The following is a 20,465-nucleotide window of genomic DNA, read 5'->3' as shown; positions in this document are numbered from 1 at the left end:
AAAACGTTTATGTCAGAAAAAGTACCCGGTTTATCCACAATTATTTTATCTTCAAAACAACGAGGTATTAGGAACAAAAGAGATAATAAACAGAAACTTAAATCTTGATGTTTGTATTTATAAAGTGTGTTAATTAAACTAAATAGTTTGAAGAACATGCCCAAAATTTAACAGGTAATACGTTCCTATTCAGGTATTATGAACAATTCACATAAGAACAACAATTTACCTTTTTTAGATATTTAATTTAAAAAAAAGTAACAAAAACACCTGTTTTTAAGTAAAAACTTAAAAAAGAAAGCGCAGATTTTTGGCATAAGCAAAGAAAAGAAGAGGTTGGCTGTTGGTCAATAGCACATCTCACCAACAGCAATATTGCAAGTTATATAAGTTACTTTTCTACGGGGTAAAGCGTAATTTCAATGCCTGCACCTATCGCAGAAATCCGTAGCAGCGTATCGACATCCAATGCCTGAGAATAGCATTTAGGTGCATCGCCTGATGCAAAGCCAATGTCAAAAGTGCGCTTTTTACACCCTAGCCATTGCTTTAGAGCCGCTTTTGAACACGATTCAATTAACTCACATAAATGGTTAATCGCTTTATTGGGACTGGTGACAGTGGCACTTGACTCAATCCTGGCCAGCTCTCTGTATTCATCTTTATCATAGTGTAATACAACAGCGTTGCGCTTTAGATCCTCAACCAAAGCGGAGATGTCGTGTTTGGACTCTAACTCTAAATCGACATTTAAAAATTGGATTTCTGACATTGCGAATGCGTTACCTTGCTGGGTGATTGGACCTAAGCCCGCCAATTGTTTAATTTCCATACAACAAGTTGTCACGGTATGAGTGCGAACCCGACCCTGAAAGTCATACTTTTGGGTGCGACAATTTGTCACTTTGGATTTTACGTTAATTTCAATAAGCTATCAGCAATTTTGACCAAAAAACAGAGTAATGAATAAAACAGCCCTAAAACCAGCCAGAAAAGTTCATAAATATCTTGGCTATTTACTCGCACTTCAAATATTTGCTTGGTTGCTTGGCGGCTTGGTTATGAGTGCAATTCCATTGGACATGGTCCACGGCAAACACCTTGCACACAGACAACTAGAAAACCCGTTCAACGCTACAAATTATACTGCCAGCTTAGATCAGATTAAGTCGCAGGTTGGTAATTTGCACCAAATAGAATTTACCCATTTTCTAGACCAACCCGTCATTAAAGTCGGTGCTGACACTATCACCTATTTTGATGGCACACACGGCCAGCCACTGCAAACGCCAACAAAAGAGCAAATTCGTCAACAAGCCAAGCGGCATTATATTGGTGACGGGCCATTGGCAACCATAGAGCTCCTAGACGCAGGTCCTCGGGAAGTACAATATCGCCAACACATTTGGCGTGTTGTTTATGCTGATTGGGTCAGTACGACCCTCTACCTAGACGCAACAAGCGGCCAAGTCGTTACGGTGCGTAGCACGTTATGGCGCATATTCGATTTTTTCTGGATGCTGCATATCATGGATTATGATGAGAGAGACGATTTTAATAACCCATTACTTATCTCTTTTTCTGCGACCAGTGTTTTGTTTTGTCTTTCAGGGATGATCTTGCTATTCCAGTCACCGCCTTGGCGACGACGGCGCATTCAACGAAATTAATCACAATACATCGTTAAGTTCGTTATTATGAGCACAGTCCTGAAGTCCACCCTAGGTGAGAGGCATGCTCAATATTGTACCTTTGAGCGTGATATTACTGCTGTTAAGTACCAGTGGTCACGCTCAAACATTCGACAGTTTTTACAAAGCAAAAAAGTATTTAACTCGTCAAATTGACCCCTATGACACGACGCTTTACTGTGGTTGTGAAATCAAAAAGCAGGGTAAGAAACTAATTCCAGATCCGAGCGCCTGTGGTTATCAACCCAGAAAACCTATCACTCGCAGTGGCAAGCCCAATGTTCGGGCGACGAGAATCGAGTGGGAGCACATTGTACCCGCATGGGAGTTTGGCCATCAATTACAGTGTTGGCAACAAGGTGGGCGTAAAAACTGTCGTAAGGTAAGCGCCAAGTTTCGTGAAATGGAAGCTGACATTCATAACCTTGCGCCCGCCATTGGAGAGATCAATGCCGACCGCAGTAACTTCCGTTTTGGGATACTCCCACACACGCCTTATCAACATGGTGCATGTGAAGTAAAAATCGATTTTAAGCAACGCGTTATAGAACCACCTTATTACGCCCGCAAGCAAATTGCAGAAGCCTATTTTTATATGCAAAAAACCTATGGGCTAAAGCTGAGTGAGCGTCAGCAAAAACTCTTCACAAGCTGGGTAAAATAAGGAGGGGTAGGTTGCTCAAAATGAAAAAAATTATAATTGAACAAAATAGGAACACGTATCCGCTTTTTCATTGTAATCTTGCACAACAGTTGATAATTTGGGCCCATAATACATAGATTAATGATGTAGATTGAAAGCACACATCGGTTCGTAAGGTCTACTTGTTATATCGGCCAGTGCTTTAATTTTTAGGAACGGGATATGAGATTCAAGAACAAACTCAACCTTGCTATCGGTTTAGCAATGACCACCACCTTGTTAGCTGGATGTGGCGGCTCTTCTGGCGGCGGTTCAAACAATGATAATATTGTCACCCCCCCTACACCACAAACAACCGCCCCGACTTGGCAAGTAGGTCAATTCCGGCCATCAAATCAATTTGCTAATTTATGTGCCACTCCGCGCTCTGGTATCGACCCTTTTGAAAATACACCATATCCAGATGCCGCGGGCACGGCAATGCATGAAAAGATGTGGCTACGATCATTCAGTAATGAAACATACCTTTGGTATGATGAAATTATCGATAACGATCCTAACCAATTTTCTACTGTCTCTGCCTATTTTGCACAACTAAAAACGCCGCTTAAAACAGCCAGTGGCCGTGATAAAGATGAGTTCCATTTCAGCGAGAGCTACGAAGACTTTAAAAAAGAATCGCAAGACGGGGTCGCAGCCAGCTTTGGTATCACTTGGACCATACCTCAAACTCGGATGGCTTATGTCGCCTATATCACAGCCAATTCGCCTGCTGCTCAAGCCGGTGTTGAGCGCGGTGACCGACTCCTTAAAGTAGGAGATTTGGACTTCGCCACATTCGATAGCAATAACAGCACTCAGTTCAACCAAATTATCAGTGCCTTTTCACCCGCAAACAATCAAACTGTGGAGTTAACCCTGCTCGCGCAGAATGGAGATCAAAAACAAGTTTCTTTAACCGCCCTCGACTTAGCGCTGGAACCTGTCCGCAATGCGAAGGTGTTTGACTTTGAAGAGAAACGTATCGGTTATATGCAATTCAACCAATTTATCGCCAGTGCACAACCAGGGCTAATTAGCGGTTTCAATCAATTTGGTAACCTAGACGAGTTAATCTTAGATATGCGCTATAACGGCGGAGGCTTAGTGTTTCAAGCATCTCAAGTAGCGTATATGATTGCCGGAGATCAGCACAACAACCGTAATTTTTCAGTTAAAACTCACAACGATAAATTAAGTTCACAAAATGAGCCTCTTGGGTTTGTGGACCAGTCCATCAATTGGAGCACATTAACTTATAATGACGACAAGCTACCAGCAGCAAATATGAAACGCGTATATATGCTCACCACCAGCGGGACTGCTTCAGCGAGTGAAAGTGTGATCAATGCACTACGTGGTATTGATGTCGAAGTGATTTTGATAGGTGCTGATACCCGTGGCAAGCCTTATGGTTTTGTACCGCAGCAAAATTGTGGCACTGTGTACTATACTATTCAAAATAAATCGGCGAACAACAAAGGGTTTGGCGACTATGAAGATGGCTTCATTATCACGCCCGATGCCCAGCTGATTGGTGAAATGGGCCTAGATGAAAAAGTGCCTGGTTGTCGTATTGCAGATGATTTTAGTACATCCCTTGGCGATCTGAGCGAAGGGATGTTAGCCGGAGCGTTGCACCATATTTCCACGGGGAATTGCCCTGTCAGTTCTGGGCGTGTGGCACGCATGACAGTGCAAGACAATGCCTCGAAAGAGAGGGTAAATGACTTTAGTGTACCTTATCGACCGTTACGACATGGTGCGATTTACACGCCAGTTAAAGAGTCACACAATGACTAAACCAAGGTTGCTCACTGTGATACTCGCACTCCTTGTTAGTGCTTGTCACAGTCGCCCCCACACTCAGCCGATGCCTGCGGTATTAAGTGATACCTCACCTTCTATCGTGTCTGAGTTACAACAAGCCATTGTGACTTTAAAGGGGGGATTGCCCCCCGTACTTGCCAATAATGTACTGACACAATCACCACAACTGATCATATCTAGCGGCCAGCTGGGTAATGACCAAGCGATGATGACGGTTGATTTGTCTGCGCTGCCAATCAGTGCTTTTGAATTACAAATAAGGGACCGTTTATGTGTGCTTTACTACTCCAAAGCCGATAAATATGTGCCGCTGCGTCATGCACAATGTATTGAATACAAGCCCGATTAATCTTACCCCGTTATTTGCCACTTAACGTGGCAAATAACCATCTGTTTACTCTAGTGAACTTGCATAGCGCAGAGGGATCAGAGACACTACCTTGGCTAAGCCAAGGAGTTTTTCATGCACATCACTGAACGATCACCCTTTACCCCTAAGTTGCCGTATTCTTTTCATTGCACGGCCTTTGATGCAAACCAATATCAAGATACTGACTATGCATTTTTCAACCAGCCTTTTCCGAGCAAGCTCAAACGGGCTGTGGCCAAAAGAAAAGCAGAGTATTTAGCGGGCAGAGTGTGCGCAGCTCACGCGATGACGTCATTAGGTATGGCGAATTTTGTGATTCAAAGTGCCGAAGATCGCGCGCCGATATGGCCAGAAAATACCTCTGGCGCCATTACGCATAGCAAAGGCATTGCGATGGCCATGGTGACTGACAGCGATGACGTACTAGGCATCGGCATCGATATTGAACACAATATGACGGACAAACAAGAACAAGAGTTACGTGACCAAATATTGAGGGACGATGAACACGCCGCCTTTGAGCTACTTCGCGCACGTCATGAAAAGCCCTTAACAGTCGTCTTTTCAGCCAAAGAAAGTATTTATAAGGCACTGTATGCGCAAGTGAAAGCGTTTTTTGGTTTTGATGCCGCAAAGCTGGTGAAAAGTGACGACGACCAATTGCGCTTTGTGCTGACAAAAACGCTGCATGACACCTTACCTGAAGGCACAGAGGTCGCCGTGTATTATCAATCTGCACACAATATGGTTTTAACAGAGTGTGTGCATTTAAAACGTTAAATGCATTAAAAAACGGTGCCATTGCACCGTTTTATGAGCATTAGAAGCTATATTCTAACTGTAATGCGACTTGCCTTTGCTGGCCAAGCTCAACATAATTCCAGCGGCGGCTACCTTGTGAATTGATGTATTCACGGTCAAGTAGGTTATCAACCGTTAGGAAAACACCCCAGTCAGCAGGTTTATACCCGACACGCGCATTTACAATCGTACGGCCTGGAATTTCAGGATCATCGAGGACGCGATCACCATTTTCATCCACGGATTGATAAACCGGTGCAGCAAACTGTTTTGCACCATCTTGGTAGTTTACATTGATATTGGCTAACCAACCCGTGCCAGAATCATAATCAACCCCTAGGTTTGCTGTCCAATTCGGGCTTTTAGGGAATGCGCGGCCAACGAAATCATCGCCCGTCACAACATCTGAGCGATTAAACTCAAAGTCTGTGATCTCCGTTTTTGCATAGCCTAACCCAGCAAATACTTTTACGCTCTCAGACCATGCATAGTCGATGCTGGTTTCAAAACCTTTTACTTCAGACTTACCCGCATTGACGACTTCTAAATCAAACAAGTTACCTGACAGCTGCACACGCACCTGTTGGTCACGCCAATCGATATAGAATGCATTGGCATTAAACACTAAGGTTTCATCCAGCCATGTGCTGCGCAAACTTAGCTCATAGTTGTGGGTATACTCTGGATCATAGGTATAAATTTCGTTGCTCGTTGTATTCACACCCAAACCACCTGAACGGTAGCCTTTTTGATAACTCAAGCTGACAGACATATCGTCATTAAACTGAAGTGTTGAGCCAATCTTTGGTAAGAAGGTTGTGAAAGACTCCTCAGCTCTCGGCTGAACGCCTGAAGCGCGCTGAGCATTGGCCACAATCAGTTGGTTTACGCCAGTGATAAGCTGAACCATCAATGGGTTTTGTGCAAAGCCTTGTGGATCTGGCAAAGTCGTTTCTGGCGCTAGGGTCTGGCTCGCAACTGAAGAGTTAGCACGCGTTTCTTTATCCCAACGTGCGCCACCAAATACAGACCACTGATCATTAATTTGATACACGAAGTCACCAAATATAGCTTGGTTTTCAACTTCTTCAATTGGGTTTGTCGCCCCGTTTACAAGCACAGGATCGGCCCCTGCTGCACGATAAATGCCGATCACCTGATCAGCCATCGCCTCCGCAGGCAAACCCAGCTGAGTAAATTGCGCAACGAGTTGATCACGTACACCGGTCTCTGCAAACCCATAACTAATTTGTGAGTCAGTCTCCATGTTGCGATCGTCATTTGCAATAAAAGCACCAAAGATACCGCTTAATTTATCGCCTGAATACGTAAATTTTAGTTCGTGGCCTCGACGCTTGTCGTCATTAGTTTGTTGCCACACATCCGACTTCGCAATACCAAAATCACTGTCATTCAACCGCGTATAATTGCTGTCACTATATGACCCGGTGTACGTTAATTGCCATTGTGCAGACAAATCATAGTCCACATTGAGTACCCATCGCTCCGACTCATTTTCGGTGTATGCATCCGTATTAATGAATAAGTACCTGTTGGCAAATAAGTCATCTGTTGAATATTTTGGATCAGGAGAGCTATTAGATTGAAATAGCGTGCCATTTTCACTGCTAAAATTAGTATAGCTAAGGCGCGCCGTTAAGGCGGTCATTGCAGACGGTGTGTAGGCTAAATTCACGCGAACAAAATCACTTTCTTTGTCATCCATGGTTTTGTTCAGCACTGGGTTATAGATTTCACCATCTTGCTGCTTGTGCTCAGCAGCGACACGAAACGCCAGCTCATCTTTAATCAGGCTACCGCCAAAAGCGATAGCCGCTTGTTGTTCACCATTTTGGCCATAGATAACTCGTGCTTTACCAGAAGGTGTGTGCTCTGCTTCGCGTGTCTTGACTACGACAGCACCCGCAAGCGCACTGCGACCCTGCAGTGTAGACTGCGGACCACGTAATATTTCCACTTGCTGTGTATCCCACGTTGAGAATGCACCCGCTGCGGTCATATCTTCAGACAATGCTGCGCCATCCACGTAGATACGTGCCAGGCCACCATTACCACCACCGGTAATGGTGTATGAGTCGATACCGCGGATGCGGTAGCCGGTGCTTGCGTCACCCGTTACGTTGGGTGTACGCATTGTAATATCGTAGAAGTCTTGAATATTCTCCTTCTCCATGGCTGCCGACGTAATCACAGCAACACTGGTGGGCGTTTCTTGCAAGCTTCTATCAATTTTCTGCCCGGTAACAACTATTTTTTCCAATTCTTGCTGTTCATCGCTCAGCGCAACACCGCTATGTGCACTCAGTGCTAATGCGACACCGCAGTAAAGTGGAGAAAAACGACCTAGTCGACCTAATGATGCAGACACAGCATCCTCCTTAAAATTAATAAACAATGATAATCATTATCATTGTACATATTAATTGCATAATTAAGAAAGCGTTTATTTTCTTTTTATTTGTTTTCTATTCAAAAAATCGAAATACAAGTAATAAAAGTTACATAAATCAGAGGTAATGAGTGATTTGAAAACAAGCTTAGAGAAAAGTAAGGTTTTGTGTAGTTGCATTATAAGAACAAGAACAATAATTTAGTGAGGCTGGCTGACACAGAAACGATGGGTTATCGCCTCTGCGTCAGTGACTGCTCACCCTTAAACTAGCTCACCAATTTACCTGCAAGGTGATGCGTGCATTCGGTTAAACAACCATTTTCCATGCGTAACAGTCTATCCGCAAGGTGGAAGTATTTGTCGTCGTGCGTGATGACAAAGATGGTTTTCCCTTTAGCACTGAGCTCCGGAAGCAGCTCTTTATAGAATACATCCTTAAATACCGGATCCTGATCCGCCGCCCACTCATCAAAGATATAGAATGGCCTATCTTCTAAATACGTCACCACCAGTGCTAGACGCTTGCGCTGCCCTTGAGATAACTTCTGGGTGGTGAATGCCCCCTCCTTTATCGCCACCTTATGATGCAGATTGAGCTTTTTAATTAGCGCATTGCCCTTTTCTTGTAACACCTTATCTTGGCAATCAAGTAATCTGTCAAATAGATGAAAGTCACTGAATACGGCACTAAATAGTTGGCGATAACTGTCTAATTGTGCCGCAGTGATGTGTTTACCATCCACATACAACTCCCCTTCTTTGGCAGGGTATAAGCCGCATAAAAGTTTCGCAAAGGTCGTTTTTCCACTGCCATTGCCACCAACCAAATATATGATTTCCCCTCGATTTAACGCCAGATCTATCGGTGTTAATGCAAAGACTTCATCGCTTTGCTCGTGGTAATAACCATGACTGAGTGCTTTGAGTTCAATGTGATCAAAGTCCGTAAGTGCTGTTTGAGATGTCTGTGCAATACGGTGCATTTCAGTTGTCATTTCAGTAATGGTATTCGCCGATGCTTTTGCCGCTGCCGCTTTGGGAATCGCAGCTAACATCACTTCCAACGGCGTAAGCATATATAAGAACAATAGAGCAAAACCAGACATCACCTTGGTTGCCTCGCTACCTTGTCCAGAAAGGAAGTAAAGCGCACCACCAATAAATGCAAAAATACTGAACCCACCCCAAGAGGCAGCATAATGATAAATTGTGGCACCTTGCACTCGGCGTGTACGTAAACGTGTAATCGTATCGCCGATGACTTGCTCTACAAAAATCCGGCGTTTAGATTTGTGCAACTTCAACTCTTTTGCCCCATCATAAATGGAGTCAAATTGGCTATAAAGCGTATCCTGAATACGCGCGGCCTCGGTGACTTTTTTAAATGCCGTGGCATTGGCTAAGCTGTAACCGACAGAGCCAACAATCAGGGTCAATACCGCAAAGATAAACACACGCCAATCTAACCAAGCCATGTAAGCAAAGCTACCTAGCACAATCATTGCATTGGTCAATATGCCCGGTAAGCGCTGGAAAAACTCGGAGACGCGTAAGCTATGTTCAGTCAAACAAGACTTTATTTTACCAGCACCTTGCGCTTCGACATCATTGAACTCAGCATTAACAACATGCTCTGCAACTTGGTTCCTGACCGTTGCCTGACTTTGTTCAGTGAGTTGCTCGGCAAAGACCTTTGAACAAAGCTGTAAAATCACGCCTGTAATTGCCAGTATAGCAAAATAGGTAAATTGCTCAGAACGCGCATCCGCCGAGCTATTGATGATTTCATTGATCAGCGCAACCAACGCCACACTTGTTAGGCCGAACAAGGTGCTGGTGGCGGCAGTTGCAATAAAGCGCCACCATGTGGCACGAATTAGATTAGCAAGCACGTTACTTCTCTTTTAGTTATTTAAGAATAGGACTAGATACAGGACGAGAGCCGTGCAAAAAAATTCATAATCTGATGCGCTTTTATGGGCAGCATATCCATTTCAAGCAATTTGGTTTCAGTCAATTACGTACTATCAATTCTAGATAGACTTATCGCCTTTTACCCCGCTTAAACAGCACCTGATACGACGTTTAATCTACGGCTGCTCAGTATTGTGTGTCGCGACATTCACATGTACAAAATATAACAATCGTCCGTAGCACTAAATCTTTTTGATATTGACACGTCTTGAACACACATCGAGGACTGACCGCATTTATTGCAGCAGTCGTATGACAACGCAAAAAGGTTAAATTATGCATGCTGGCGAAATATCCAACTTAGCGCAAGCTCAGTCTTTGGGCGAATTTTTATTAGATCAGGATTGTCTTTTTGTCTCTGGCGATAGCTGTTTGCTGGGTCATGGTATCAAACATCGTTTTAATATCCCCATTGCCAACACTGAGTACTTAGTTGAAGAACTTCAGTCACAATTGCGTGAACACCAAGGAGACAGTGACAATGCCATTGCCTTTGGCGTACTTCCTTTTTGTAAACTCCAAAATGCCCAGTTCATCATTCCAAACACTGTGGCACGTTGGGATAAAAGTGTTTTTAGCCAATGGCTCAATGCCCAAGTTCCCGAGCTAGATACGTCCAACAACGCGCTTCAAGCGGTGCGCTACCTCCAAGACCGCAGCCACTTTGAACAAACGGTTCAAGACGCAAAGTCGTTATTCGACAGCAAGCAGCTAGAAAAAATTGTGTTGAGTAAGCAAGTTGACTTAGAGTTTTCAAAACCACTCAATCGCAAACATGTACTCAACCAGCTTTTACAGCAAAGCCAGTCGGGTTATCACTTTGCTTTTCCAACACAAGATGACGCCGTGTTAATGGGCGTTAGCCCAGAATTATTACTCAGAAAGCAAGATCAAACCGTGACCAGTAACCCTTTGGCAGGCTCGATCCCGCGTGATCGGTGCGAAAAAGTGGAAGCACAACGCCGATCTGTTTTATTCAGTTCTAAAAAAGATCGGTATGAACACGCCGTCGTGATCGACGATATGCGGCAGCTATTGGAACCTGTGTGTGATAATTTACAGATCCCAGCAGAACCAGATCTGCTGAGTACAGCGACCATGTGGCATTTATCGACCGTGATCTCTGGTCATTTAAAAGATCCAGACACCCATATTCTGGATCTGGCAAATCAATTACACCCAACACCCGCCTTGTGCGGTAAACCCACTCAACCTGCCTATCAGCACATCCTCGATCTCGAAGGTCATGATCGCGGGCTTTTCTCTGGGATCATTGGTTGGTGCGATCAACACGGGAATGGAGAATGGGTAGTGGTGATCCGCTGTGGTGAACTCAAAGCACAGGTCGCTCGCTTATTTGCAGGTGCAGGCATCGTTGCCGCATCCGATCCAAAATCTGAATGGCTAGAAACTGAAGCCAAACTAAAAACGATGCTGAATGCCCTCTCGGTACAGCAAGCTTATTCCAGTTTTAACAAGTAAAAAATATGAGCATCGAATATACACCTTGGCCAGCTGAACTGGCAGAACAATACCGCGCCAAAGGCTATTGGCAAGATAAACTATTGACCTGCATTTTGGCTGATCAATTGGACAGCAATAGTCAGGGCATCGCCGTTGCCGATGGGCAGCGCCAAATGACCTATGCCGAACTCAACACTTACAGTGATAACTTAGCGGGATACCTCGCTGCGCAAGGTCTAACACATGGCGATACCGCTATCGTGCAACTCCCCAATAGCCTTGAGTTTTATATCACATACTTTGCCTTGCTCAAGCTGGGTGTTGCGCCAGTATGCGCTTTGTTTAATCATCAGCGTACTGAACTGCAAAGTTACTGTGAAATATTGCAACCGAAAGCGATGCTGGTCTCATCTGCACATGCGCTTTTTGGGGATGAACAATTTACTCAAGAGTTGTTTAACCGCTTCTCATGTTTAAGCAAGATCATAACCGATCACAGCAAGGGGAACAGCGAACTCAAACAGGGCTATTTGAATAAACATGCTTTCACTGTCCGCGATCTGAACCCTGAGGATGTCGCGTTCTTTCAGTTATCTGGTGGTAGCACAGGCACGCCGAAATTGATCCCGCGTACACACAATGATTACCTTTATTCCGTCGTGGCAAGTAAAGAGATCTGTGAACTCAATGGCGAGACACGTTACTTGTGTGCATTGCCTGCGCCACATAATTTCCCACTTAGTTCACCTGGTGCTTTGGGGGTATTCATCGCAGGAGGTACGGTGATTTTGGCCAATGATCCAAGCCCGACAGTCTGCTTCCCACTTATTGAACGTTTTGCCATTACACACAGTGCCTTAGTACCACCCGCATTGCAGCTGTGGCTTCAGCATGCTAGCACTGCTGATACCGATCTCTCGAGCTTACAAGTGATCCAAGTTGGGGGGGCAAAACTCAGTCGCAGTGTCGCCGAGCAAGTAACCCCCGTATTAGGTTGCCAACTACAACAAGTTTTTGGCATGGCTGAGGGGTTAGTCAATTATACCCGATATGATGACGATCAAGAGCTGATCCTAACAACCCAAGGTCGCCCGATCAGTGATCTTGACGAAATAAAAATTGTCGATGAGCACGGCGATCTTGTACCGCAAGGCGAGTCAGGACGATTAATGACCCGTGGCCCTTATACTTTCCGAGGTTACTATAAATCTCCAACACATAACGCCAGTGCGTTTGATACAGATGGGTTTTACAGCTCTGGAGACATTGTTAAACAACTGCCATCGGGACACCTTATTGTCGAAGGGCGAGACAAAGATCAGATCAACCGTGGTGGTGAAAAAATCGCGGCCGAAGAAGTCGAGAACCACTTACTTGGCCACGACCATATTCAGCAGGTCGCCATTGTATCTATGCCTGACGAAGCCCTTGGCGAAAAAAGCTGTGCCTTTGTAGTTGCAGACCAAGGTACTAAGCTTACCACGCTGATTTTACGTAAATACCTTCGCCAACTGGGTATTGCTGACTATAAAGTGCCAGACAAATTTAAATTTATAGAACAACTCCCGTTAACTGCCGTGGGCAAAGTAAATAAAAAAGCCTTGCGTGCCACTTTCGAACAATAGAGAACAACATGAGTATTCCAAAGTTAAACCATTACCCACTGCCACGTGACGCAGAGTTGCCAGAGAATCGCGTTGACTGGGCACTCGATCCCGCACGCGCGGCACTGCTGATCCACGATGTACAACACTACTTTGTGGGCTTTTATGGTGAAGACAATCCATTGATCGAAACCATGATCCAAAATATTCAAGCGCTTAAAGCGTACTGCTACGAGCATGACATTCCCGTTTATTACACCGCTCAGCCAATCAAACAAGGTAAACATGAACGTGGCTTACTGTCTGATATGTGGGGACCGGGCTTGCAAGATCCAGCCCAGCAACCAATCGTCGATGCCTTAGTTCCGACAGAAAAAGATGTGGTACTCACAAAATGGCGTTACAGCGCATTTCAAAAATGTGATTTTGAGCAACAACTGCAAGCGCAGCAACGCGATCAATTATTAATTGTTGGGATCTATGGCCATATTGGTGTTATGACCACAGCCGTTGATGCATTTATGCGTGATATTGAACCATTTTTAGTTGCCGATGCCATTGCTGACTTCAGCAAAGAAGAACATATGATGGCCCTGAACTTCGTCGCGAAGCGTTGCGGTAAAGTGGTTGCTATGTCTGAGATTTTAGGCACACAGACACAAGATCTTACCTCTTTAGAAGGGCTTAAATCGCACATTCTTACGTTGATCGATTGTGAAGAAGACGAATTTGATGAGCACGAAAGTCTCATCGACTACGGACTCGACTCAGTACAAGTGATGAACCTGATCGCGTTGTGGCAGCAGCAAGGCATTGAAACCAACTTTATTGAGCTCGCGCAGATCCCAACATTAGCAGCTTGGGTAGAGCTACTAGAAGAACGTAAGGAAGACTGATGCAAACCTCTCTCCCACTTACTGATTCGCAGCATGCTATGTGGCTGCTCGATACCATCAGTGGTCGAGGTGAGCTGTTCAACGTTGCCGAGTGTATTGAGTTTAAAGGTAAAGTCTCGGCAAGCTGGCTACAACAATCATTGCAACATGTTTGGCAGGCAAGCGATACGCTTGCTTGTCGATTTGTGCGCAGTGACGACTACACGCCGCAACTGCTCCCGAATGACACGGTCCCTGAAATCATTAGTCACACACTCGAAAGCGATCCTGATGACGTCCTGACCTTTGCACAAAACTTTGCGCAGTCCTATTTGGCGACACCTTTTAAGCTGAGCCAAGAGCCACTTATGAAGTTGTTTTTACTGCGTGCACCTGTTCAAGACTACTTGCTAATTGTGGCCCATCATTTATTGCTTGATGGTTATGGGTTTGGGTTATTTTCGCAATCGCTTAATCGCTGTTATAACGCTTTGAGCAAAGGTAAACCCTTACCTCAATTACGCTTTACGCAGCAACAGCAACTGCTTGACTTACATCATAGTGACGCTTTCTTAGCGCAACAAAATGCAGCCAAAGAGACACTGAACCAGTGGCTGGATGAAGTGCCTGAAATAAACTCATACAGCACCTCAAAAGCCGATGTTGCGGCGCCTAACAAGCGTCTTACCACACGGTTTAAGCAATCAGTATGGCACACCATTCAATCCGCCGCACAAGTCACTCAGACCACCAGCAGCGAGATATTGCTCGCCGCCATTGCAGCCTCACTAGTTGCGCAATATCAGCATTATCATGTCACGTTGGGGCTGGTAATGATGAATCGCCAAGCCCTGCCAGAGCTGAATTGTCCCTGCGTGCAAAGTAATGTCTTGCCACTGCCTTTGGTGTTTTCAGACACGACAAATTTAAGTGACGCAGCAACACACATTAATCACCAAATTAAAGCTCTTAAGAAGCTGCAAAATTACCGTGTTGAGTCACTCAAGAGAGACCGCCAGAAACAAGGGAAGTCGTTAAACATCATCGGCCCAACAATCAACCTCCTGCCCTTTGCCAATGCGCCAAAATATGCTGGCATAGAAACGGTTAGCCATATTCTGAGCGCTGGCACGACGGACGATATCATGCTTCAAATCCACTTGTTAGCGGACAAGCCCGCGACAGTCGACTTCGATTGCAACATCGCCCGGTATGATGATGCGCATACTCAGCATATTCAGGCACGTATTTTCGCCGCTGCTGAAATTTGGGCCTCGCAGCCAAAACTAACACTCAGCAAAGTTGCTGAGTTACTCCGCCAAACCTATTCCTAAGGAGTACGTTGATGCAATTTGAACAGACTTTGCATGCCGAATACCGTGACAAGATTGTCTGGGTGACTGGGGTTGGACAAGGGATTGGTCTGGCCGTCGCAAAACATTTCACTGCCCTTGGCGCAAAAGTCATTGGCTTTGACCGCCAATTCAGCGAACCTGATGTCCTCTATCAACAAGTGGTGTGTGACCTATCTCAACCCGAACAGGTTGAACACATATTGGCAGAGCTCATTGAACAACGCCTAGCGCCTTACAATTTGATCTATGTTGCCGGCGTACTCGAAATGGGTGAACTGGAAGCACTGAGTCTCTCACAGTGGCAACACTGCCACAACGTCAACGCAGCCAGTCTGTTTGCCTTTATCAAACACTGTGGTGCCCATTTTAAACAACAGCGCAAAGGCAGCTTAGTAACAATAGGGTCCAATGCCGCTGACACCCCCCGCCAGAACATGGGTGCTTACTGTGCCTCTAAAGCTGCCGCAACGCAGTTAACATTGACTGCTGGCATTGAATGGGCCAATTTTGGGATACGCTGCAACGTCATTGCACCGGGCTCAACGTTAACGCCCATGCAAACCGGCATGTGGCAAGACGACCAAGGTGCACAGCGCGTCATTGATGGGTTTGCAGAGCAATATAAGTTAGGTATTCCCCTCAAAAAAATCGCCACGCCCGAAGAAATTGCGCACAGTGCAATCTTCTTAGCATCCTCCCTCTCGTCACATACCACGATGCAAGTGTTGACCATTGATGGCGGTGCAACATTTTAAGCACTGATCACCTCGTTCAGTGTTATTGATTTGACCACACAACGCAAAGCCGCCTTCCCTTAGCGGGTGGCTTTTTTCTTCACTTTATCTCTCTACTATCCCTCGTTAGCGCAGCCAATCCTGGCAACAAATCCTTATCGCACTCCATGCACAAAAAAGCCCCACAGGTGTGGGGCTTTGTGCTGCGAATATACACTGCTAAGTGCCTGCCTTTAGGCACTTATATCGCGTATTAGAATGAATACGTTAACTGTAGTGAGTAATTGCGTGGGTCACCTGGGCGAACCGTTAAGAATGCAATCTTAGCATCGTACTGTTTGTCTAGCAGGTTATGAATATTGAACTTAGCGCTGAGCGCATCGTTGAACTCATAGTATGCAGAGAAACCCAGTAGCGTATTCGAACTCACATCAAAATACTCTGTGCCACGACCAAGGCCATTGAAGCCTTTACGGTCGCCAGCATACGTTAAGTAACCACCAATACGTAAACCTTGTAACCCCTCTTCAAAGTCATAGAAAGAGCTGAATTTAAAGACTTCTTTTGGCTGGATAATAATGGTTCTATCAATCAAAGAGTTTGGATTAGATACGTCAATATCGGCATAAGATGCCGAAGCAAACCACTGCTCTGTAATATGGCCTGTGACTTCAACTTCATAACCTTTTGATTCAATCCCACTTTGACCGACATAGTAAATCTCGCCAGAGTCATCTTGGGCAGCAACACGCACTGGGTAGTTATCCTGACTAATGTCAAAATAAGCCACATCGACTGTAAATGCATCATCTTGGGTTGCATATCTCACACCGATTTCTTTATTTTTTCCCACGGGTGAATCTAGCAACTGGTTGTTTTTGTCGTAGTGCGCAGGCTGATCAGAGATATCCGTATAACTCGCATACACCATTGTTTGCTCGTTGAAACGATACACGCCTCCAAAGTAGTAGTTAGTATCCGAGAATTCTCGTTTACTCTCTACGTTGCGTGATACGCCTTGCGCTTGAATATCTTTGTAGTTTGCACCAACTAGGAAATTCAAACTATCTGACACGTTTAAATTCAATGCCAAACGCATGCTTTGTGATTCAAGTTGACTGTGCGTTAACGCACCATTGTCGTAGTCGAATGCAGGCTTTGCCGGTTTCGCTTGCGCAGGTTCCTGAGCATGTTCTGCAAAGAAATTCCCACCCGCGCCACCAACTGGACGATAACTCCAATACGTCTCCTCAAACTCAGTGTCTGCAAACGTAAAATTCAAATCATGGTCACGACCAAATAGGCTAAATTGACCATTAACGTTAAACTCGCTGCGTTCTGAAGTGTAATCACGTCTGTTATCACGTAAGTAGAGGAAGTAATCACCATTGCGCTCTAGGTGAAAATCAAGGTCTGTATACAAGTGATCGTCATCCATTTCCGATCTGTGTGTACGTGCAACGATATTCCACTTATCATTGATCTGATAACGAACTTCACCCATTAAGTTTTCTTGAGTTGTGCTTTGGGTTGCCCAGTCAGGGTAAAAATTCAGTTCAATACCTGCTGTTACACGCTCACCGGTAATAAATCGATATGGTAAACCATTTGACATTGCATCTAGGTCATCACTTTGATGACTCGTAAATACCGACACTTGCAAGTCATCGGTCAAATCCGCGGTGAGTGTGCCATATAGTACCTTGCGTAGTGAACCTGAACGCTCAACAAATGACTCTGCATCATCATAGACAAGCACGGTGCGCGCACGTACCGAACCATCCTCTGTTAAAGCAACATTCACGTCAGCTTCAGCGCGACGCTTGTTCCAAGATCCATATTCTGCCGATACGGAGCCACCTGTCGTATTATACGCGCGTTTTTGCACTAGGTTAACAGTACCAGAAGGCTGGCCAATTTCTTGTAACATCCCTGTGGAGCCACGGATCACTTCAACACTCTGGAAAATACTGGTATCCAATAGGTTACTATTGACCGGGCTGCTTCCAGCCCCCATCCCATCGATAAGGTAACGGTTAATTTCAAAGCCACGTGAGTATACGAAACGCGAACGATTAGCCAACGAGTTTTCAGCAAAGACACCGGCACTGTGCGACAGTGCGTCACCCACGGAGTTAATATCATGGAAAGACATAAACTCACTGTCAACAATCGAGATCGACTGTGGTGTGTCACCGATAGCCAGAGGTAGGCCTGTTGCGCCTACGTCACGGTGGTGCTTACCCACTACTTCAATACGTTCTAAATCTAATTTCGCATCATCTGCTAATACCGCTGAAGAGCTACTTGCTAGTAGCCCAATACACACCGCTTTTGCAATCGTAGAATATTGCTTCATACGCCGTTTGACTCCCTTATCCTAGTCGAGATAAAAATGCTGATTTACTGAAGGGCAGACGATGCAATATTCTAAAAATTTAGCGCGTTTGTGTCTTTTGTAGTTACAAAAGTTTAGGAAATGATTTATTTGCAATTAAAACAACAACTTATTATATTTTCAATAATTATGAGTATATTAATGTTCACAAGATAACGATTAAACTAGGCCCATGTATTTATGCCAAATAAGAAAATAAACAACCCGCCCATTGGCGCTAAATACTTGGTTGCTAGCACAACTTGAGACTTGTAATCTCCCAACATGGAAAAATGAAATGCGACCCCCGCGATGATCACGATGCTAAACAGCTCAGAAATCGTCAGCACACTGTGAAAGTCAAAACCAAAGAGATCTAGGCTGAGCCAGATCCCACCTCGTACCAACAACCAACCGACGACGAGTCCAAGTATCACGCCAAAGTTTAAAACGCGCATTACAAAACACCTCCTAGTGCAGCCAATGCCAGTAACATGAGTACCGGGGCAGTACCGCGATGATGGCCGATCATGACCACCACAGACAAACCGATACTCAATGCAAATAGCACCAAAAATACGGCAGCAATCAACCCCATTTGCACATAATAAATCACCGTCAAAAGCACCACACTCACAATCAAAACGTGCTTAGCACTCAGCCAAGTAAAAAGACGATTCGCCACCGGTACTTGAGCATAAGGCCAGTATTTCGACTGACTAAACAGTAAAAAGCCAATTAAAACGCAACCAAACCACGCAATCATTAGGCTGGCTCCAATTCAATACTGCGTTTTTTCACTTTGTCAGACACGCGCACAACCACCGTCGCCAAACCAAAACTCAAACAAGCCAAGGCAATAAACGCGATGTTAACGGTCACAATATCTCGACCAACAAAGCTATATAACTCATGGCCCAGCGCCAAACGAATTACGTCGATCAAAGGTAAGAGTAAAAACAGGACACCCGCGCCTTGTAACACGGCATGTGCAGAATCTTTCGAGTGTTTAAAGTACAAGGTCAAAAAACCACATCCGAGTATGCTTAAAAGGATAATAAGCTGATTTGTCATGACCAAGAGCGGCTCACCTTGGCTAAACAATCGCGTGCATACCAATAACAAGGCCACGGCTAATAAGGCGCCACAGGTGCCAGCCTCCAAACAAAAACGCTGTAATTTAAAGAGTGGTTGTCCGCAGCGCTTCGGTTCACGAATGGCCAACCAATATAAATTACCGATAAGCATCGCTGCGATGGCCATCATTGAGAGTACAAAATAAAGGAAGTGTGAGGATTTACCTAACAAGTGCCCTTCATGGAGTTGCACCATAATATTGTACACATCATTCAATGGTTTACGCTCAGGTTCATACAGTAGATTACCCTTTACATCATAAAAAGCGGTCACAAATTCAAAGCTACGATCCGATTCTCCACTGACCCTTAAGCGAACCCAAGGCCGTGGATAAATATCAAATCGGGCGATACGCATCTCTGGATAAGCTTGTTGATAATCAGAAATCACTTGATTGAGCCGTGCTGCTGTTAGTGTTGCATCCATATCATAGTTTTCTGGCTTGCGTGGAAAACCCAGCTCATCCCAGTAACTGTCCCCACTTTTTTTCGCATACTCGTGATATACTGGCCCATTAATTTCGTAGCCAACATTAAAGTAAGCACTGCTCCAGCCATACATCAACATAAACAACAGTACGCCAAGCCCTAACAAGACATGGCTGTCTTTAAACACATCACGAGACTTGCCTTTGGCACGATATTGGTGGAATTTCTTGACGAGGTCTTTCCAACGGATCCATATGCCGCTAATGGTGACCATCATCAAGAAAATACAGGCCAGCGCGATGATGTCTGTACCAATGTGCGTGGTGAAATTGATATGCCAGAAATACAAAAAATCAGACGCTGCTTGCTGCGCGGTATCTTGACCAAATAGCTGTTGGGTTTGATTGTCATATAACAAGCGGTCATCGTGACCCACATAGATTTGAAATAGGTGATTATGCTGAGGATCTGTGGTGAGTGTGATACGTTGATTGACAAAATCAGGGACTTTTTCGGTCAAGTCCGTCACCGCAGTTTGCCAAGACATTGCGCGCTCTAACTGGTTATCTTGTTGCCAAGCAAATTGCCAATTGAGTAATTGACCTCGGAAAAAAAGTAAGCTGCCACAAACAAAAACAATGGTTAAAATGCAGGCGCTAATTGCACCTAAAACGGAATGCTGCTTGGTTAATCGGGTCAGCGTTTTTTTGTCCATAAACTCCTTCCTGTT

The 20,465-nt window shown here is 44.8% G+C and carries 17 protein-coding genes; 10 read left to right on the top strand and 7 right to left on the bottom strand.

The annotated features are described in order from the left end of the window. Positions 1–391: 391 nt before the first annotated feature. Positions 392–772: a hypothetical protein gene (locus L1286_RS17580; protein WP_235408377.1), complete on the bottom strand. Its 381-nt coding sequence runs from the start codon at positions 770–772 to the stop codon at positions 392–394. Between the two features lie 190 nt (positions 773–962). On the opposite strand from L1286_RS17580, the gene L1286_RS17575 reads away from it, so the two are divergent. From L1286_RS17575 to L1286_RS17555, 5 genes are all read left to right on the top strand, one after another. Beyond that, positions 963–1,670 carry a hypothetical protein gene (locus tag L1286_RS17575; RefSeq protein WP_235408345.1) on the top strand — a complete coding sequence of 236 codons (708 nt, stop codon included), beginning with the start codon at positions 963–965 and terminating at the stop codon, positions 1,668–1,670. 64 nt (positions 1,671–1,734) lie between these two features. After that, a complete protein-coding gene (locus L1286_RS17570; protein WP_235408344.1) occupies positions 1,735–2,355 on the top strand; it encodes an endonuclease in 621 nt (206 codons plus the stop codon). 201 nt (positions 2,356–2,556) lie between these two features. Further along, positions 2,557–4,176 (top strand): S41 family peptidase, encoded by a 1,620-nt coding sequence (locus tag L1286_RS17565; protein WP_235408343.1) that lies wholly within the window; start codon positions 2,557–2,559, stop codon positions 4,174–4,176. Then, positions 4,169–4,552, top strand: coding sequence for a hypothetical protein (locus tag L1286_RS17560; protein ID WP_235408342.1), 384 nt, complete (start codon positions 4,169–4,171; stop codon positions 4,550–4,552). The genes L1286_RS17565 and L1286_RS17560 overlap by 8 nt, the downstream gene beginning before the upstream one ends. Positions 4,553–4,666: 114 nt before the next feature. After that, a complete protein-coding gene (locus L1286_RS17555) occupies positions 4,667–5,353 on the top strand; it encodes a 4'-phosphopantetheinyl transferase family protein (protein ID WP_235408341.1) in 687 nt (228 codons plus the stop codon). Positions 5,354–5,393: 40 nt separating this feature from the next. On the opposite strand, the gene L1286_RS17550 is transcribed toward L1286_RS17555, so the two are convergent. Both L1286_RS17550 and L1286_RS17545 read right to left on the bottom strand, forming a co-directional pair. After that, positions 5,394–7,763, bottom strand: coding sequence for a TonB-dependent receptor (locus tag L1286_RS17550; protein ID WP_235408340.1), 2,370 nt, complete (start codon positions 7,761–7,763; stop codon positions 5,394–5,396). Between the two features lie 290 nt (positions 7,764–8,053). Then, complete coding sequence (locus L1286_RS17545) at positions 8,054–9,679, bottom strand: cyclic peptide export ABC transporter (protein ID WP_235408339.1); 1,626 nt, start codon at positions 9,677–9,679, stop codon at positions 8,054–8,056. Positions 9,680–10,037: 358 nt separating this feature from the next. Between L1286_RS17545 and L1286_RS17540 the strand changes: the two genes are divergently transcribed. From L1286_RS17540 to dhbA, 5 genes are read left to right on the top strand one after another with little or no spacing between them, the layout of a single operon-like run. Further along, positions 10,038–11,243: an isochorismate synthase gene (locus L1286_RS17540; RefSeq protein WP_235408338.1), complete on the top strand. Its 1,206-nt coding sequence runs from the start codon at positions 10,038–10,040 to the stop codon at positions 11,241–11,243. Positions 11,244–11,248: 5 nt separating this feature from the next. Beyond that, the gene (locus tag L1286_RS17535) at positions 11,249–12,850 is read left to right on the top strand and encodes a (2,3-dihydroxybenzoyl)adenylate synthase (RefSeq protein WP_235408337.1); all 1,602 of its coding nucleotides are present in this window, start codon (positions 11,249–11,251) and stop codon (positions 12,848–12,850) included. 8 nt (positions 12,851–12,858) lie between these two features. Next, complete coding sequence (locus L1286_RS17530; RefSeq protein WP_235408336.1) at positions 12,859–13,725, top strand: isochorismatase family protein; 867 nt, start codon at positions 12,859–12,861, stop codon at positions 13,723–13,725. Then, positions 13,725–15,038 carry a condensation domain-containing protein gene (locus L1286_RS17525; protein WP_235408335.1) on the top strand — a complete coding sequence of 438 codons (1,314 nt, stop codon included), beginning with the start codon at positions 13,725–13,727 and terminating at the stop codon, positions 15,036–15,038. The genes L1286_RS17530 and L1286_RS17525 overlap by 1 nt, the downstream gene beginning before the upstream one ends. Positions 15,039–15,049: 11 nt before the next feature. Then, positions 15,050–15,814 carry a 2,3-dihydro-2,3-dihydroxybenzoate dehydrogenase gene (gene dhbA / locus L1286_RS17520; RefSeq protein WP_235408334.1) on the top strand — a complete coding sequence of 255 codons (765 nt, stop codon included), beginning with the start codon at positions 15,050–15,052 and terminating at the stop codon, positions 15,812–15,814. Positions 15,815–16,046: 232 nt separating this feature from the next. On the opposite strand, the gene L1286_RS17515 is transcribed toward dhbA, so the two are convergent. The 4 genes from L1286_RS17515 to L1286_RS17500 form a co-directional block, all read right to left on the bottom strand. Continuing rightward, a complete protein-coding gene (locus tag L1286_RS17515) occupies positions 16,047–18,152 on the bottom strand; it encodes a TonB-dependent siderophore receptor (protein WP_235408333.1) in 2,106 nt (701 codons plus the stop codon). Positions 18,153–18,355: 203 nt separating this feature from the next. After that, positions 18,356–18,628, bottom strand: coding sequence for a hypothetical protein (locus tag L1286_RS17510; RefSeq protein ID WP_235408332.1), 273 nt, complete (start codon positions 18,626–18,628; stop codon positions 18,356–18,358). Next, positions 18,628–18,936: a hypothetical protein gene (locus L1286_RS17505; protein ID WP_235408331.1), complete on the bottom strand. Its 309-nt coding sequence runs from the start codon at positions 18,934–18,936 to the stop codon at positions 18,628–18,630. The genes L1286_RS17510 and L1286_RS17505 overlap by 1 nt, the downstream gene beginning before the upstream one ends. Next, positions 18,936–20,450, bottom strand: coding sequence for a PepSY-associated TM helix domain-containing protein (locus L1286_RS17500; protein WP_235408330.1), 1,515 nt, complete (start codon positions 20,448–20,450; stop codon positions 18,936–18,938). The genes L1286_RS17505 and L1286_RS17500 overlap by 1 nt, the downstream gene beginning before the upstream one ends. Between the last annotated feature and the right edge of the window lie 15 nt (positions 20,451–20,465).

Source organism: Pseudoalteromonas sp. SMS1 (assembly GCF_021530565.1).
GTDB lineage: Bacteria > Pseudomonadota > Gammaproteobacteria > Enterobacterales > Alteromonadaceae > Pseudoalteromonas.
Note: the sequence above shows the minus strand (reverse complement) of the source record. Positions and strands in the feature narration are given on the sequence as shown.

Bases quoted from the DNA above. Each gene is read 5' to 3' on its own strand.
- L1286_RS17555 (WP_235408341.1), top strand. From the start codon at position 4,667: ATGCACATCACTGAACGATCACCCTTTACCCCTAAGTTGCCGTATTCT.
- L1286_RS17560 (WP_235408342.1), top strand. From the start codon at position 4,169: ATGACTAAACCAAGGTTGCTCACTGTGATACTCGCACTCCTTGTTAGT.
- L1286_RS17575 (WP_235408345.1), top strand. From the start codon at position 963: ATGAATAAAACAGCCCTAAAACCAGCCAGAAAAGTTCATAAATATCTT.
- L1286_RS17570 (WP_235408344.1), top strand. From the start codon at position 1,735: ATGCTCAATATTGTACCTTTGAGCGTGATATTACTGCTGTTAAGTACC.
- L1286_RS17525 (WP_235408335.1), top strand. From the start codon at position 13,725: ATGCAAACCTCTCTCCCACTTACTGATTCGCAGCATGCTATGTGGCTG.
- L1286_RS17540 (WP_235408338.1), top strand. From the start codon at position 10,038: ATGCATGCTGGCGAAATATCCAACTTAGCGCAAGCTCAGTCTTTGGGC.
- L1286_RS17505 (WP_235408331.1), bottom strand. From the start codon at position 18,936: ATGATTGCGTGGTTTGGTTGCGTTTTAATTGGCTTTTTACTGTTTAGT.
- L1286_RS17565 (WP_235408343.1), top strand. From the start codon at position 2,557: ATGAGATTCAAGAACAAACTCAACCTTGCTATCGGTTTAGCAATGACC.
- L1286_RS17500 (WP_235408330.1), bottom strand. From the start codon at position 20,450: ATGGACAAAAAAACGCTGACCCGATTAACCAAGCAGCATTCCGTTTTA.
- L1286_RS17535 (WP_235408337.1), top strand. From the start codon at position 11,249: ATGAGCATCGAATATACACCTTGGCCAGCTGAACTGGCAGAACAATAC.
- L1286_RS17515 (WP_235408333.1), bottom strand. From the start codon at position 18,152: ATGAAGCAATATTCTACGATTGCAAAAGCGGTGTGTATTGGGCTACTA.
- L1286_RS17530 (WP_235408336.1), top strand. From the start codon at position 12,859: ATGAGTATTCCAAAGTTAAACCATTACCCACTGCCACGTGACGCAGAG.
- dhbA (WP_235408334.1), top strand. From the start codon at position 15,050: ATGCAATTTGAACAGACTTTGCATGCCGAATACCGTGACAAGATTGTC.
- L1286_RS17510 (WP_235408332.1), bottom strand. From the start codon at position 18,628: ATGCGCGTTTTAAACTTTGGCGTGATACTTGGACTCGTCGTCGGTTGG.
- L1286_RS17580 (WP_235408377.1), bottom strand. From the start codon at position 772: ATGTCAGAAATCCAATTTTTAAATGTCGATTTAGAGTTAGAGTCCAAA.